At 61.2% G+C, this 14,701-nt stretch carries 10 protein-coding genes; 8 read left to right on the forward strand and 2 right to left on the reverse strand.

Annotated elements, in window-relative coordinates:
- Positions 1 to 2: 2 nt before the first annotated feature.
- Both ubiG and BFP99_RS13325 read right to left on the reverse strand, forming a co-directional pair.
- Positions 3 to 701: a bifunctional 2-polyprenyl-6-hydroxyphenol methylase/3-demethylubiquinol 3-O-methyltransferase UbiG gene (gene ubiG / locus BFP99_RS13320; RefSeq protein WP_003172645.1), complete on the reverse strand. Its 699-nt coding sequence runs from the start codon at positions 699 to 701 to the stop codon at positions 3 to 5.
- A 64-nt stretch (positions 702 to 765) separates the two neighbouring features.
- Positions 766 to 2,097 carry a TRZ/ATZ family hydrolase gene (locus BFP99_RS13325; RefSeq protein WP_065947420.1) on the reverse strand — a complete coding sequence of 444 codons (1,332 nt, stop codon included), beginning with the start codon at positions 2,095 to 2,097 and terminating at the stop codon, positions 766 to 768.
- A gap of 109 nt (positions 2,098 to 2,206) precedes the next feature.
- Between BFP99_RS13325 and mtnA the strand changes: the two genes are divergently transcribed.
- The 8 genes from mtnA (at position 2,207) to rpsA (ending at position 14,598) form a co-directional block, all read left to right on the forward strand.
- Positions 2,207 to 3,277, forward strand: coding sequence for an S-methyl-5-thioribose-1-phosphate isomerase (gene mtnA, locus BFP99_RS13330; RefSeq protein WP_065947421.1), 1,071 nt, complete (start codon positions 2,207 to 2,209; stop codon positions 3,275 to 3,277).
- Positions 3,278 to 3,698: 421 nt separating this feature from the next.
- Positions 3,699 to 6,353: a DNA gyrase subunit A gene (gene gyrA, locus BFP99_RS13335; protein WP_065928116.1), complete on the forward strand. Its 2,655-nt coding sequence runs from the start codon at positions 3,699 to 3,701 to the stop codon at positions 6,351 to 6,353.
- A gap of 212 nt (positions 6,354 to 6,565) precedes the next feature.
- Positions 6,566 to 7,651: a 3-phosphoserine/phosphohydroxythreonine transaminase gene (gene serC, locus BFP99_RS13340; protein ID WP_065928115.1), complete on the forward strand. Its 1,086-nt coding sequence runs from the start codon at positions 6,566 to 6,568 to the stop codon at positions 7,649 to 7,651.
- Entirely contained in the window at positions 7,651 to 8,745 is a 1,095-nt protein-coding gene (gene pheA / locus BFP99_RS13345) for a prephenate dehydratase (RefSeq protein ID WP_003172650.1), read from the forward strand. The genes serC and pheA overlap by 1 nt, the downstream gene beginning before the upstream one ends.
- A gap of 9 nt (positions 8,746 to 8,754) precedes the next feature.
- A complete protein-coding gene (hisC, locus tag BFP99_RS13350) occupies positions 8,755 to 9,867 on the forward strand; it encodes a histidinol-phosphate transaminase (protein ID WP_065947422.1) in 1,113 nt (370 codons plus the stop codon).
- 28 nt (positions 9,868 to 9,895) lie between these two features.
- Positions 9,896 to 12,106, forward strand: a complete 2,211-nt coding sequence (locus tag BFP99_RS13355; RefSeq protein WP_065947448.1) for a bifunctional prephenate dehydrogenase/3-phosphoshikimate 1-carboxyvinyltransferase — start codon at positions 9,896 to 9,898, stop codon at positions 12,104 to 12,106.
- Positions 12,103 to 12,792, forward strand: coding sequence for a (d)CMP kinase (cmk, locus tag BFP99_RS13360; protein ID WP_003172653.1), 690 nt, complete (start codon positions 12,103 to 12,105; stop codon positions 12,790 to 12,792). The genes BFP99_RS13355 and cmk overlap by 4 nt, the downstream gene beginning before the upstream one ends.
- 120 nt (positions 12,793 to 12,912) lie before the next feature.
- Positions 12,913 to 14,598: a 30S ribosomal protein S1 gene (gene rpsA / locus BFP99_RS13365; protein WP_027604177.1), complete on the forward strand. Its 1,686-nt coding sequence runs from the start codon at positions 12,913 to 12,915 to the stop codon at positions 14,596 to 14,598.
- The last annotated feature ends 103 nt before the right edge of the window (positions 14,599 to 14,701 follow it).

The following is a 14,701-nucleotide window of genomic DNA, read 5'->3' on the forward strand; positions in this document are numbered from 1 at the left end:
GCTTACTCCTCGCGCAGGGTCTGGATCATGTAGTTGACGTCAACGTCGCTGGCCAGTTTGTAGTGCTTGGTCAGCGGGTTGTAGGTCAGGCCGATGATGTCCTTGACGGTCAGCCCGGCCTGGCGGCTCCACGCACCCAGTTCGGACGGGCGGATGAATTTCTTGAAATCGTGGGTGCCGCGCGGCAGCAGCTTCATGATGTATTCGGCGCCGATGATCGCGAACAGGTAGGCCTTGGGGTTGCGGTTGATGGTGGAGAAGAACACCTGGCCGCCCGGCTTGACCATGCGGAAGCAGGCGCGGATCACCGACGATGGGTCTGGCACGTGCTCCAGCATTTCCAGGCAGGTGACCACGTCGAACTGCTCAGGCATTTCCTCGGCCAGGGCTTCGGCGGTGATCTGGCGATATTCCACGCTCACGCCGGATTCCAGCTGGTGCAACTGGGCCACGGCCAGCGGCGCTTCGCCCATGTCGATCCCCATCACGGTGGCGCCGCGCTGGGCCATGGCTTCGCTGAGGATGCCGCCGCCGCAACCGACGTCCAGCACCTTCTTGCCGGCCAGGTTGACGCGTTCGTCAATCCAGTTGACCCGCAGCGGGTTGATGTCGTGCAGGGGTTTGAACTCGCTTTCGCGGTCCCACCAGCGGTGGGCCAGGGCTTCAAACTTGGCGATTTCGGCGTGGTCGACGTTGCTCATGGTGAATCCTCTAAATCTGATAAATCGGTTTGTCGGTCCTGAACACGCAGGTTCAGAGCCAGCGTTATTCGGTGTGCCCGCCGATGCGTTTTCCCCAGGCAATGGCCGTGGCGGTCAACTGTTGTTCATCCATGCGGGTGAGTTGCCGGTCGTCGAGCAACTGCTTGCCGGCGACCCAAAGGTGTTTCACGCAATCGCGTCCGGTGGCATATATAAGCTGTGAGACCGGATCGTAGATCGGTTGTTGCGCCAGCCCCGTCAGATCGAAGGCGACCATATCCGCCGCCTTGCCCACTTCCAGGGAGCCGATTTCACTTTCCAGGCCCATGGCACGCGCACCGTTGAGCGTAGCCATGCGCAGCGCACGGTGGGCGTCCAGGGCGGTGGCCGAACCCGCGACGGCCTTGGCCAGCATCGCGGCGGTACGGGTTTCACCCAGCAGGTCCAGGTCGTTGTTACTGGCGGCGCCGTCGGTGCCGATGGCCACATTGACGCCCGCCTGCCATAGACGCTCCACCGGGCAGAAGCCACTGGCCAGTTTCAGGTTCGATTCCGGGCAATGGATCACGCTGGTGTTGCTTTCTACCAGCAAAGCCAGGTCGTCCTCGCTGATTTGGGTCATATGAACGGCCTGGAAGCGCGGGCCCAGCAAGCCGAGGCGTCCCAGGCGCGCCAACGGCCGCTCGCCGGTCTGTTCGACGGCCTGTTGTACCTCGAAAGCGGTTTCATGCACATGCATATGGATCGCGGCGTCCAGCTCTTCGGCGATGACCCGGATCTTTTCCAGGTTGGCATCGCACACCGTGTAGGGCGCGTGGGGGCCGAAGGTGATCTTGATGCGCGGATGGTGCTTGAGGTCGCCGAACAGCTCGATGCCCTGGCGGATCGCCTCATCGGCGGTGCCGGCGCCGGGAATCGGGAAGTCGAGGATCGGAATCGCGATCTGCGCACGCATGCCACTGTTGTGCACGCAATCGCTGGCGACCTTGGGGTAGAAGTACATGTCCGAGAAGCAGGTGATACCGCCCTTGAGCTGCTCGGCAATGGCCAGGTCGGTGCCGTCACGCACGAAGGCCTCGTCGACCCACTTGGCTTCGGCGGGCCAGATGTGTTTTTCCAGCCAGGTCATCAAGGGCAGGTCATCGGCCAGGCCGCGAAAGAGGCTCATCGCCGCATGCCCGTGGGCGTTGATCAGGCCGGGACTGAGCAGCATGCCCGGCAGTCCGCGCACTTCAGCGGCCGACAGCTTCAACGCCGCAGCCCGTGGACCGATAAAGGCGATACGCCCATTGCGGATGCCCACGCCATGGTCCTTGAGCACCACGCCGGCGGGTTCGACAGGTACCAGCCAGGTTGGCAGTAGCAATAAGTCGAGCGGGGCGGCAGTGGAGGTCATCGCAGGCTTCTTCCCGGGCAGCTATAAAAGAAGCGCGAAGTATACCCGAGCGTCCTGGCTGGCGGATCGCTATAATCGGCGGCTTTTGTTGATGAGTACGGGGTGACGGATGCGCGATCGACTGTTGGCAGCGGAGAAAGTGAAGGCCATCGATTGGCGTGATGGCACGCTGCACCTGCTCGATCAACGCGCCCTGCCGTCCCAGGAACACTGGGTGGCCTGCTCCACGGTCGATGCAGTGGCTGCGGCCATTCGCGCCATGGTGGTGCGTGGCGCATCGGCGATCGGCATCAGCGCGGCCTATGGCCTGGTGCTCGCCGCTCGCGAGCGCATCGCCGAGGGCGGTGACTGGCAGGCCGCCTGGGAAGAGGACTACGCACTACTGGCCGATACCCGTCCGACCGCCTCGAACCTGTTCTGGGCGCTCAAGCGCATGCGCGATCGCCTGGATCGCGTCAAGAAGCACGCCGATCCGCTGGCGGTGCTGGAGGCCGAAGCGATCGCTATCCATGAAAGCGACCGGGAAGCCAACCTCGTCATGGCCCAGTTGGGCGTTGAGCGGATTCGCAAGCATCAGGGCAATGCCCAGGCGATCTTGACCCATGGCAACGCCGGCGCCTTGGCAACCGGCGGTGTCGGCACGGCCCTCGGGGTGATTCGCGCGGCGTTCCTGGAAGGCTTGGTCGAGCACGTCTACGCCAATGAAACCCGCCCATGGCTGCAAGGCTCGCGGCTGACCGCCTGGGAACTGGCGGGCGAGGGGATCCCGGTCACCGTGAATGCCGACTCCGCCGGCGCGCATCTCCTCAAGACCAAGGGCATCACCTGGGTGATCGTCGGCGCCGATTGCATTGCCGCCAATGGCGATGTGATCAGCAAGATCGGCACCTATCAATTGGCGGTGTGCGCCATGCACCACGGCGTGCGTTTCATGGTGGTGGCGCCGAGTTCGAGCCTGGACCTGATGATGGCCACTGGTGACGATGTGGCCCTGGAGGAGCGCGATCCCGGTGAACTGCTGGAGGTCATGGGGCAGCGCTTGGAGGTCAATGCGTTTAATCCGGTATTTGATGTGACCCCGGCCGACCTGATCGATGTGATCGTGACTGAGAAGGGCATGGTTGAGCGGCCGGATACGGCGAAATTGGCCAAGCTGATGTGCCGTAAGCGGCTGCATTGAGGGCTGTGGTGTCTGTGAAATGGCTATCGTGGGCAAGCCCCCTGCCACATTTTGACTGTTCACAATTAAAGTGTGGAATGGGCTTGCCCCCGATTGGCCCTGAAAGTCAATAAAACCCTCGGATCCGCCCTCAAAAAAAAGCACCACCCCATCTCTGAGCCCCTCTCGGCCTCCTCAAGCCTGTCATCCGTCAAATTACTAGTCTCCATGCGCATCAGGGGGATAGGTGCGTGGCGGCGATTGTGATAACATCCGGCGGTTTCCAGGGCCGCCCCCAGGGGTTGCCCATAACGTGCAGATCCGTGTCATAACTCGTTGATTTGTCGTAAGTCGTTGTCAGGCAGTGTGCCGGCGACGGCGAGCTTCGTTCGTCCCATATGGATGCGACGAGGTTTCACCCGAAAAAGGAATCAGGCTTCTCATGGGCGAACTGGCCAAAGAAATCCTCCCGGTCAATATCGAAGACGAGCTGAAACAGTCCTACCTCGACTACGCGATGAGCGTAATTGTCGGTCGGGCACTGCCTGATGCGCGCGATGGCTTGAAGCCCGTGCACCGGCGTGTGCTGTTCGCAATGAGCGAGCTGGGTAACGACTGGAACAAGCCGTACAAGAAATCTGCCCGTGTTGTCGGTGACGTGATCGGTAAGTATCACCCTCACGGCGACACTGCGGTGTACGACACCATCGTTCGGATGGCCCAGCCGTTTTCCCTGCGCTACCTGCTGGTAGACGGCCAGGGCAACTTCGGTTCGGTCGACGGCGACAACGCCGCGGCCATGCGATACACCGAAGTGCGCATGACCAAGCTGGCGCACGAGCTGCTGGCCGACCTGCATAAAGAAACCGTGGACTGGGTGCCGAACTACGACGGTACCGAAATGATCCCGGCGGTCATGCCGACCCGGATCCCCAACCTGCTGGTCAACGGTTCCAGCGGTATCGCCGTGGGCATGGCCACCAACATCCCGCCGCACAACCTCGGTGAAGTCATCGACGGTTGCCTGGCCCTTATCGACAACCCTGAGCTGACCGTCGATGAGCTGATGCAATACATCCCGGGCCCGGACTTCCCGACCGCTGCGATCATCAACGGTCGCGCCGGCATCATCGAAGCCTACCGCACCGGTCGCGGCCGTATTTACATGCGCGCCCGCTCGATCATCGAGGACATCGACAAGGTCGGTGGCCGCCAGCAGATCGTCATCACCGAACTCCCGTACCAGTTGAACAAGGCGCGTCTGATCGAGAAGATCGCCGAGCTGGTTAAAGAGAAGAAACTCGAAGGCATCACCGAGCTGCGCGACGAATCCGACAAAGACGGTATGCGCGTGGTGATCGAGCTGCGTCGTGGCGAAGTGCCTGAGGTGATCCTCAACAACCTCTACGCCCAGACCCAGCTGCAAAGCGTGTTTGGTATCAACGTGGTCGCACTGATCGACGGCCGCCCGCGCATCCTGAACCTCAAGGACCTGCTGGAAGCCTTCGTACGTCACCGTCGCGAAGTGGTGACCCGCCGTACCGTGTTCGAATTGCGCAAGGCCCGTGAACGCGGTCACATCCTGGAAGGCCAGGCTGTAGCGCTGTCGAACATCGACCCGGTCATCGCCCTGATCAAGGCCTCGCCGACCCCGTCGGAAGCCAAGGAAGCCCTGATCAAGATGCCATGGGAATCCAGCGCCGTGGTGGCGATGGTTGAACGTGCCGGTGCCGACTCGTGCCGCCCGGAGACCCTGGACCCGCAATACGGCCTGCGTGACGGCAAGTACTTCCTGTCGCCGGAACAGGCCCAGGCTATCCTGGAGCTGCGCCTGCACCGCCTGACCGGCCTGGAACACGAGAAGCTGCTGGCCGAGTACCAGGAGATCCTCAACCAGATCGGCGAGCTGATCCGCATCCTCAACAGCGCCGTGCGCCTGATGGAAGTGATCCGCGAAGAACTGGAAGTGATCCGCGCCGAATACGGCGACGTACGTCGCACCGAAATCCTCGATGCGCGCCTCGACCTGACCCTGGGTGACATGATCCCGGAAGAAGAGCGCGTGGTGACCATCTCCCACGGTGGCTATGCCAAGACCCAGCCATTGGCTGCGTACCAGGCCCAGCGTCGTGGTGGTAAAGGTAAATCGGCTACCGGCGTGAAGGATGAGGACTACATCGCCCACCTGCTGGTCGCCAACAGCCACACCACGCTGCTGCTGTTCTCCAGCAAGGGCAAGGTGTACTGGCTCAAGACCTACGAAATCCCGGAAGCCTCCCGCGCTGCCCGTGGTCGTCCGTTGGTCAACCTGCTGCCGCTGGACAGTGATGAATACATCACCACCATGCTGCCGGTCGAGGAATACACCGAAGGTCACTTCATCTTCATGGCCACCGCCAAAGGCACCGTGAAGAAGACCCCGCTGGAATCCTTCAGCCGCCAGCGCAGCGTGGGCCTGATCGCCCTGGAGCTGGACGAAGGCGACGTGCTGATCAGCGCGGCCATCACCGATGGCGAGCGTGAAGTCATGCTGTTCTCCGACGGCGGCAAGGTCACTCGCTTCAAGGAATCCGACGTTCGCGCCATGGGCCGTACCGCCCGCGGTGTGCGCGGCATGCGCCTGCCGGAAGGGCAGAAGCTGATTTCGATGCTGATCCCGGAAGAAGGCAGTCAGATCCTCACCGCTTCCGAGCGTGGTTATGGCAAACGCACCGCCATCAGCGAGTTCCCGGAGTACAAGCGTGGCGGCCAGGGCGTTATCGCCATGGTCAGCAACGACCGCAACGGCCGTCTGGTCGGCGCGGTCCAGGTGCTCGATGGCGAGGAAATCATGCTGATTTCCGACCAGGGCACCCTGGTGCGTACCCGTGTGGCCGAAGTGTCGAGCCTGGGCCGTAACACCCAGGGTGTGACCTTGATCAAGCTGGCCAAGGACGAAAAACTGGTCGGCCTGGAGCGTGTCCAGGAACCATCGGAAGTCGAAGGCGAAGAGCTGGAAGGTGAGGAGTTCGAAGGCGAGGTGATCGCAACCGGCGATGACAGCGTCGACGAGCCAACCCTCGATGCTGCCGCAGACGAAGAAGAACCGCAGGAATAAGCGGACACACAGGGGGCGGATGAAGATTCGCCCCCTTGTTGTTTGTCCCCTTTGAAAGAACAACGCCGCCCCCTGTAGGAGCGAGCTTGCTCGCGAAAATCGTCAACGATAACGCGAGCTGCCTGATGCGCCCTTGCGCTCTCGGGTTTTTCGCGAGCAAGCTCGCTCCTACCGTGTTTGATTTCAGTCCCACCAGATCAGAGAGATTGGATGTGAGCAAGAGAGCCTATAACTTCTGTGCCGGTCCCGCGGCGCTTCCTGAAGCAGTCCTGCAGCGTGCGCAGGGTGAACTCCTCGACTGGCATGGAAAAGGCCTCTCCGTGATGGAAATGAGCCATCGCAGCGATGAGTTCGTGTCCATTGCCACCAAGGCCGAGCAGGATCTGCGCGACTTGCTCGACATTCCATCCAACTACAAAGTGCTGTTCCTGCAAGGCGGCGCGAGCCAGCAGTTCGCCCAGATCCCGCTGAACCTGCTGCCGGAAGGCGGCACTGCCGACTACATCGACACCGGTATCTGGGGGCAGAAGGCTATTGAAGAGGCTTCGCGCTACGGTCATGTCAATGTGGCCGGCACTGCCAAGCCCTACGACTACTTCGCCATTCCCGGTCAGAACGAATGGAAGCTGTCCAAGGACGCAGCCTACGTGCACTACGTCGCGAACGAAACCATTGGCGGCCTGGAGTTCGACTGGGTGCCGGAAGTCGGCGACGTTCCGCTGGTGTGCGACATGTCCTCGGACATCCTCTCGCGGCCTATCGATGTGTCGCGCTACGGCATGATCTACGCCGGCGCGCAGAAGAACATCGGCCCGAGCGGCATCCTGGTCAATATCGTGCGTGAGGACCTGCTGGGTCGCGCCCGTTCACTGTGCCCGACCATGCTCAACTACAAGGTCGCGGCCGACAACGGCTCGATGTACAACACCCCGCCGGCCTTCGCCTGGTACCTGTCGGGCCTGGTGTTCGAGTGGCTGAAGGAGCAGGGCGGCGTGGCGGCCATGGGCAAGCTCAACGAAGAGAAGAAGCGCACCCTGTACGACTTCATCGACGCCAGCGGCCTGTACAGCAACCCGATCAACCTCACCGACCGCTCGTGGATGAACGTGCCGTTCCGCCTGGCCGATGACCGCCTGGACAAGCCATTCCTGGCCGGTGCCGACGCCCGTGGCCTGCTGAACCTCAAGGGTCACCGTTCGGTAGGTGGCATGCGCGCCTCCATCTACAACGCTGTGGACATTCACGCGATCAATGCGCTGGTTGCCTACATGGCAGAGTTCGAAAAGGAACACGGCTAATGTCTGAACAAGAACTCAAGGCCCTGCGTGTACGCATTGACAGCCTGGACGAGAAAGTCCTGGAGCTGATCAGTGAGCGTGCGCGCTGCGCCCAGGAAGTGGCACGGGTGAAGATGGCGTCCCTGGCGGAGGGCGAAGTGCCGGTGTTCTACCGGCCGGAGCGTGAAGCCCAGGTGCTCAAGCGCGTCATGGAGCGTAACAAGGGCCCACTGGGCAACGAAGAGATGGCGCGGTTGTTCCGTGAAATCATGTCGTCGTGCCTGGCGCTCGAGCAGCCGCTGAAAGTGGCCTACCTCGGCCCGGAAGGCACCTTCACCCAGGCGGCGGCCATGAAGCACTTCGGCCACGCGGTGATCAGCAAGCCCATGGCGGCCATCGACGAGGTGTTCCGTGAAGTGGCGGCCGGCGCGGTGAACTTTGGCGTGGTACCGGTGGAAAACTCCACCGAAGGCGCGGTCAACCACACGCTGGACAGCTTCCTTGAGCACGACATGGTGATCTGCGGCGAAGTCGAGCTGCGCATCCACCATCACCTGCTGGTGGGTGAGAACACCAAGACCGACAGCATCAGCCGCATCTATTCCCACGCCCAGTCCCTGGCCCAGTGCCGCAAGTGGCTGGATGCGCATTACCCGAATGTGGAGCGCGTGGCGGTGTCCAGCAACGCCGAAGCGGCCAAGCGGGTCAAGGGTGAATGGAATTCGGCGGCGATCGCCGGTGATATGGCGGCAGGCCTGTATGGCCTGACGCGCCTGGCCGAGAAAATCGAGGATCGCCCGGACAACTCCACGCGTTTCCTGATGATCGGCAGCCAGGAAGTGCCGCCGACCGGCGACGACAAGACTTCGATCATCGTCTCCATGAGCAACAAGCCCGGCGCGCTGCATGAGCTGCTGGTGCCGTTCCACGACAACGGGATTGACCTGACGCGCATCGAGACACGTCCTTCGCGCAGCGGTAAATGGACTTACGTGTTCTTTATCGACTTCATTGGCCACCACCGCGATCCGCTGGTCAAGGGCGTGCTGGAGAAGATCAGTCAGGAAGCCGTGGCACTCAAGGTGCTGGGCTCTTACCCGAAAGCGGTTTTGTGAGGCTTTAACATGAGTGGCAACTTCCTCGCCCTGGCCCAGCCGGGCGTGCAACAACTGTCGCCTTACGTTCCGGGCAAGCCTGTGGACGAGCTGGCGCGTGAGTTGAACCTGGACCCCTCCAAGATCGTCAAGCTGGCGAGTAACGAGAACCCACTGGGCCCAAGCCCCAAGGTATTGGCGGCGATTCGCGAAGAGTTGGCCGAGCTGACCCGTTACCCGGACGGCAATGGCTTCGCCCTCAAGTCCCTGTTGGCAGAAACATGCCGGGTCGAGCTGAACCAGGTCACCCTGGGCAACGGTTCCAATGACATACTCGAGCTGGTCGGGCGTGCCTACCTGGCGCCGGGCCTGAACGCCGTGTTCAGCGAGCACGCGTTTGCGGTCTACCCGATCGTCACCCAGGCGGTCGGTGCCGACGCCCGTGTGATTCCTGCCAAGGACTGGGGCCATGACCTGCCGGCCATGCTGGCCGCCATCGACGCCCAGACCCGCGTCGTGTTTATCGCCAACCCGAACAACCCGACCGGCACCTGGTTCGATGCGCAGGCGCTCAACGACTTCCTGCAGGACGTGCCTGAGCATGTGCTGGTGGTGCTGGACGAGGCCTACATCGAGTACGCCGAAGGCAGCGACCTGCCGGACGGCCTGGATTTCCTGGCGGCCTACCCGAACCTGCTGGTGTCGCGCACTTTCTCCAAAGCTTATGGCCTGGCCTCGCTGCGGGTCGGCTATGGCTTGTCGACTGCGGTGGTGGCCGATGTGCTGAACCGCGTGCGCCAACCGTTCAACGTCAACAGCCTCGCCCTGGCGGCAGCCTGTGCGGCGGTGAAGGATGCCGAGTACCTGGAAGAAGGTCGCCGCATCAACGCAAGCGGCATGCTGCAGTTGCAGGATGGCTTCCGTGAGTTGGGCCTGGGCTGGATTCCCTCCAAGGGCAACTTCATCTGTGTCGACCTTGGTCAAGTGGCCGCCCCGGTATTCCAGGGGCTGCTGCGCGAAGGTGTGATCGTGCGGCCGGTGGCCAACTACGGCATGCCGAACCACCTGCGGATCACCATCGGCTTGCCGGCTGAAAACAGCCGCTTCCTGGAGGCGCTGGCCAAGGTCCTGGCTCGTGGTTGATGTCACTGCATTGCAACCTGCCGTGCCTATGATCGGTCGCCTGGTGGTGGTCGGCCTGGGCTTGATCGGTGGCTCCTTCGCCAAAGGCCTGCGCGAAAGCGGGCTGTGCGGCGAAGTAGTCGGTGTGGACCTGGACCCGCAATCGCGCAAGCTGGCGGTGGAGTTGGGTGTGGTGGATCGCTGCGAGGCGGACCTGGCGCTGGCGTGCCAGGGGGCTGACGTCATCCAGCTCGCTGTGCCGATCCTGGCCATGGAGAAACTGCTGGCGGTATTGGCCGGCATGGACCTGGGCCAGGCGATCCTGACGGACGTCGGCAGTGCCAAGGGCAATGTGGTGCGGGCCGCGCAGCAAGCCTTTGGCGGCATGCCGTCGCGTTTTGTGCCGGGCCATCCGATTGCCGGTTCCGAGCAGAGCGGGGTGGAAGCGTCCAATGCGCAGCTGTTCCGCCGCCATAAAGTGATCCTGACGCCGCTGGAGCAAACCGATCCGGCCGCGCTGGCGGTGGTGGATCGTCTCTGGCGTGAGCTGGGGGCGGATGTGGAACATATGCAGGTCGAGCGCCACGACGAAGTGCTGGCGGCGACCAGCCATTTGCCCCATCTGTTGGCATTCGGCCTGGTGGACTCCCTGGCCAAGCGCAACGAAAACCTCGAGATTTTCCGTTATGCCGCCGGTGGCTTCCGCGACTTCACGCGGATTGCCGGCAGCGATCCGGTGATGTGGCACGACATCTTTCTCGCCAATCGCGAAGCGGTGTTGCGCACCCTGGACACCTTCCGCAGTGACCTCGACGCCTTGCGCGACGCGGTCGATGCCGGGGATGGCCATCAATTATTGGGCGTGTTCACCCGTGCGCGGGTGGCGCGTGAGCATTTCAGCAAGATCCTGGCTCGCCGGGCCTATATGGAAACCGCTGTGAACGCCGATGACCTGACTTTCCTCGCCAACCCGGGCGGCCGCTTGAGCGGGCGTCTCCGGGTGCCGGGTGACAAGTCGATCTCCCATCGCTCGATCATGCTCGGCTCGTTGGCCGAGGGCGTGACGGAGGTGGAAGGGTTCCTTGAGGGTGAAGACGCCCTGGCGACCCTGCAGGCGTTTCGCGACATGGGTGTGGTGATTGAAGGGCCGCACCATGGGCGCGTGACCATTCACGGTGTGGGCTTGCACGGCTTGAAGCCGGCGCCGGGGCCGATCTACCTGGGCAATTCCGGTACGTCCATGCGCCTGCTGTCCGGTTTGTTGGCGGCACAACGCTTTGACAGCGTGTTGACCGGCGATGCTTCCCTGTCCAAGCGCCCGATGAACCGCGTGGCCAAGCCATTGCGGGACATGGGTGCGGTGATCGAGACCGGGCCGGAAGGGCGTCCGCCGCTGACCATTCGTGGCGGCCAGGCGCTCAAAGGCATGAGCTATGCAATGCCGATGGCCAGTGCCCAGGTCAAATCGTGCCTGTTGCTGGCGGGGCTGTATGCCGAAGGTCAAACTGCGGTGACCGAGCCTGCGCCGACCCGTGACCATACCGAGCGTATGTTGCGCGGTTTTGGTTACCCGGTTGCGGTGGAAGGCGCTACCGCATCGGTGGAATCGGGTCATGTACTGACGGCTGCCCATATTGAAGTGCCGGGGGACATCTCCTCTTCGGCATTCTTCCTGGTGGCGGCTTCGATTGCCGCGGGCTCCGAGTTGTTGCTGGAGCATGTCGGCATCAACCCGACCCGCACCGGGGTGATCGATATCCTGCGGTTGATGGGGGCCGATATCACCTTGGAAAACCCGCGCGAAGTGGGTGGCGAGCCTGTCGCTGACCTGCGGGTGCGGGCAGCTGTATTGAAGGGTATCGAGATTCCAGAAGCGCTGGTGCCCCTGGCTATTGATGAATTCCCGGTGTTGTTCGTCGCGGCCGCCTGCGCTGAAGGCCGGACCATTTTGCGTGGCGCCGAAGAGTTGCGTGTTAAGGAGTCCGACCGTATCCAGGTCATGGCCGACGGTCTGCAGGTGTTGGGAGTGAAGTGTGAACCGACCGCCGATGGGATTATCATTGACGGTGGCCTGATGGGCGGTGGTGAAGTCCATGCCCATGGCGATCACCGGATTGCCATGGCCTTCAGCGTGGCTTCCCTGCGGGCGGCTGCGCCGATTCGTATCCATGACTGCGCCAATGTTGCTACGTCTTTTCCGAACTTTCTTACACTGTGTGCCCAAGTCGGCATCCGTGTTGCCCAAGAGGCTCAATTGTGAATATCAAAGCACCGGTGATTACCATCGACGGGCCAAGCGGCTCGGGCAAAGGCACGATCGCCGGCATCCTGGCCAAGCGCCTGGGCTGGTGCCTGCTGGATTCCGGCGCGTTGTACCGCCTGCTGGCGTTTGCCGCACGCAACCATGGCGTCGACCTGACCAACGAAGAATCCCTGAAGCTGCTGGCCGCGCACCTCGATGTGCAGTTCGTCGGCGCGACGGAAGGTCATCCCCAGCGCATCATCCTGGAAGGGGACGATGTGACCGATGACCTGCGTAACGAGCAGGTCGGCTCCTGGGCCTCCCAGGTTGCCGCGCTGCCGGCGGTGCGTGATGCGCTGTTGCAGCGTCAGCGGGCTTTCCAGGAGCCGCCGGGGCTGGTGGCCGATGGCCGCGACATGGGCACGGTGGTGTTTCCCGAGGCGCCGCTGAAGATTTTCCTGACCGCCAGCGCCGAGGAGCGGGCTCGCCGCCGCTACTTGCAGTTGAAGGGCAAAGTCGATGGTGTTAGTCTGTCGAGTCTGCTAGATGAGATCCGTGCACGCGATGAGCGTGATACCCAGCGCGCAGTAGCCCCGCTCAAGCCGGCGGCTGATGCTATACAGCTGGATTCCACGGAGTTGTCCATCGAGCAGGTGCTGGAACGCATCTTGAGTGAAATCGCCATTCGCGATATCGCCGGGTGATCAAGAAGGCCGCAGGGGACCAGTCATAGTCCTGCGGTGGCTTCTTTTAACTGAAACTGACCCACACCGTCTGGGGTGTGGAGATGGGCGTATTCTTCGCCCTTATCAACAGGAATTAAAATGAGCGAAAGCTTTGCGGAACTCTTTGAAGAAAGCCTAAAAACCCTGAACCTTCAGGCAGGCTCCATCATCACCGGTGTTATCGTTGATATCGATTACCAAGCTCGCTGGGTAACCGTTCACGCTGGTCTGAAGTCTGAAGCTCTGATCCCGCTGGAACAGTTCTACAACGATGCTGGTGATCTGACAATCAATGTCGGTGACGAAGTTCACGTTGCTCTGGACTCGGTTGAAGACGGTTTCGGTGAAACCAAGCTGTCCCGTGAAAAAGCCAAGCGCGCTGAATGCTGGATTGTTCTCGAAGCAGCCTTCGCAGCTGAAGAAGTGGTCAAGGGCGTTATCAACGGTAAGGTTAAAGGCGGCTTCACTGTCGACGTTAACGGCATCCGTGCGTTCCTGCCAGGTTCTTTGGTCGACGTTCGTCCTGTGCGCGACACCACGCACCTGGAAGGCAAGGAACTCGAATTCAAGGTCATCAAGCTCGACCAGAAGCGCAACAACGTTGTCGTTTCCCGTCGCAGCGTCCTGGAAGCAGAGAACTCCGCCGAGCGTGAAGCTCTGCTGGAATCCCTGCAGGAAGGCCAACAAGTCAAAGGTATCGTCAAGAACCTCACCGATTACGGCGCATTCGTCGATCTGGGTGGCGTCGATGGCCTGCTGCACATTACCGACATGGCTTGGAAGCGTATCAAGCATCCTTCCGAAATCGTCAATGTTGGCGACGAGATCGATGTCAAGGTTCTGAAATACGATCGCGAGCGCAACCGTGTTTCCCTGGGCCTGAAGCAACTGGGTGAAGATCCATGGGTTGCTATCAAAGCCCGTTACCCAGAAAGCACTCGCGTCACCGCGCGTGTTACCAACCTGACCGACTACGGCTGCTTCGCTGAGCTGGAAGAAGGCGTTGAAGGCCTGGTACACGTTTCCGAAATGGACTGGACCAACAAGAACATCCACCCTTCGAAAGTCGTACAAGTCGGCGACGAAGTGGAAGTCATGGTTCTGGACATCGACGAAGAGCGTCGTCGTATCTCCCTGGGCATCAAGCAGTGCAAATCTAACCCATGGGAAGATTTCTCTGGCCAGTTCAACAAGGGCGATAAAATCTCCGGCACCATCAAGTCGATCACCGATTTCGGTATCTTCATTGGTCTGGACGGCGGCATCGACGGCCTGGTTCACCTGTCCGACATCTCCTGGAACGAAGTTGGCGAAGAAGCTGTTCGTCGTTTCAAGAAGGGCGACGAGCTGGACACCGTTATCCTGTCGGTTGACCCAGAGCGCGAGCGCATCTCCCTGGGTATCAAGCAACTGGAAAGCGATCCGTTCTCCGAGTACGTTCAAGAGAACGACAAAGGCGCAATCGTTAAAGGCACTGTGAAAGAAGTTGACGCCAAAGGCGCCATCATCGTTCTGGCCGACGATATCGAAGCGACTCTGAAAGCCTCCGAAATCAGCCGTGACCGCGTTGAAGACGCGCGCAACGTTCTGAAAGAAGGCCAGGAAGTAGAAGCCAAGATCATCAGCGTCGATCGCAAGAGCCGCGTGATCCAGCTGTCCATCAAGTCGAAAGACGAAGTGGAAGAGAAAGAAGCCATCCAGAGCCTGAAATCGGCTCCGGAAGCTGCAACAGGCGAGACCACCATGGCCTCCCTGCTGCGCGAAGCAATGGCTAAACAGAACTAAGTTCTGTAAGGCTGTAAAAAAGGGCGACTTCGGTCGCCCTTTTTTGTGCCTGAAATTCGCTGAATCAACACGCAAGAACCAAGGCAGACGCCTTGGTGTCAGA

The organism is Pseudomonas sp. 1 R 17, assembly GCF_900067035.1.
Taxonomy (GTDB): Bacteria; Pseudomonadota; Gammaproteobacteria; order Pseudomonadales; family Pseudomonadaceae; genus Aquipseudomonas; species Aquipseudomonas marginalis.

Excerpts from the sequence above, each read along its gene's own strand:
- pheA (WP_003172650.1), top strand. The coding sequence starts at position 7,651 with ATGTCTGAACAAGAACTCAAGGCCCTGCGTGTACGCATTGACAGCCTG.
- rpsA (WP_027604177.1), top strand. The coding sequence starts at position 12,913 with ATGAGCGAAAGCTTTGCGGAACTCTTTGAAGAAAGCCTAAAAACCCTG.
- mtnA (WP_065947421.1), top strand. The coding sequence starts at position 2,207 with ATGCGCGATCGACTGTTGGCAGCGGAGAAAGTGAAGGCCATCGATTGG.
- gyrA (WP_065928116.1), top strand. The coding sequence starts at position 3,699 with ATGGGCGAACTGGCCAAAGAAATCCTCCCGGTCAATATCGAAGACGAG.
- hisC (WP_065947422.1), top strand. The coding sequence starts at position 8,755 with ATGAGTGGCAACTTCCTCGCCCTGGCCCAGCCGGGCGTGCAACAACTG.
- BFP99_RS13355 (WP_065947448.1), top strand. The coding sequence starts at position 9,896 with ATGATCGGTCGCCTGGTGGTGGTCGGCCTGGGCTTGATCGGTGGCTCC.
- BFP99_RS13325 (WP_065947420.1), bottom strand. The coding sequence starts at position 2,097 with ATGACCTCCACTGCCGCCCCGCTCGACTTATTGCTACTGCCAACCTGG.
- ubiG (WP_003172645.1), bottom strand. The coding sequence starts at position 701 with ATGAGCAACGTCGACCACGCCGAAATCGCCAAGTTTGAAGCCCTGGCC.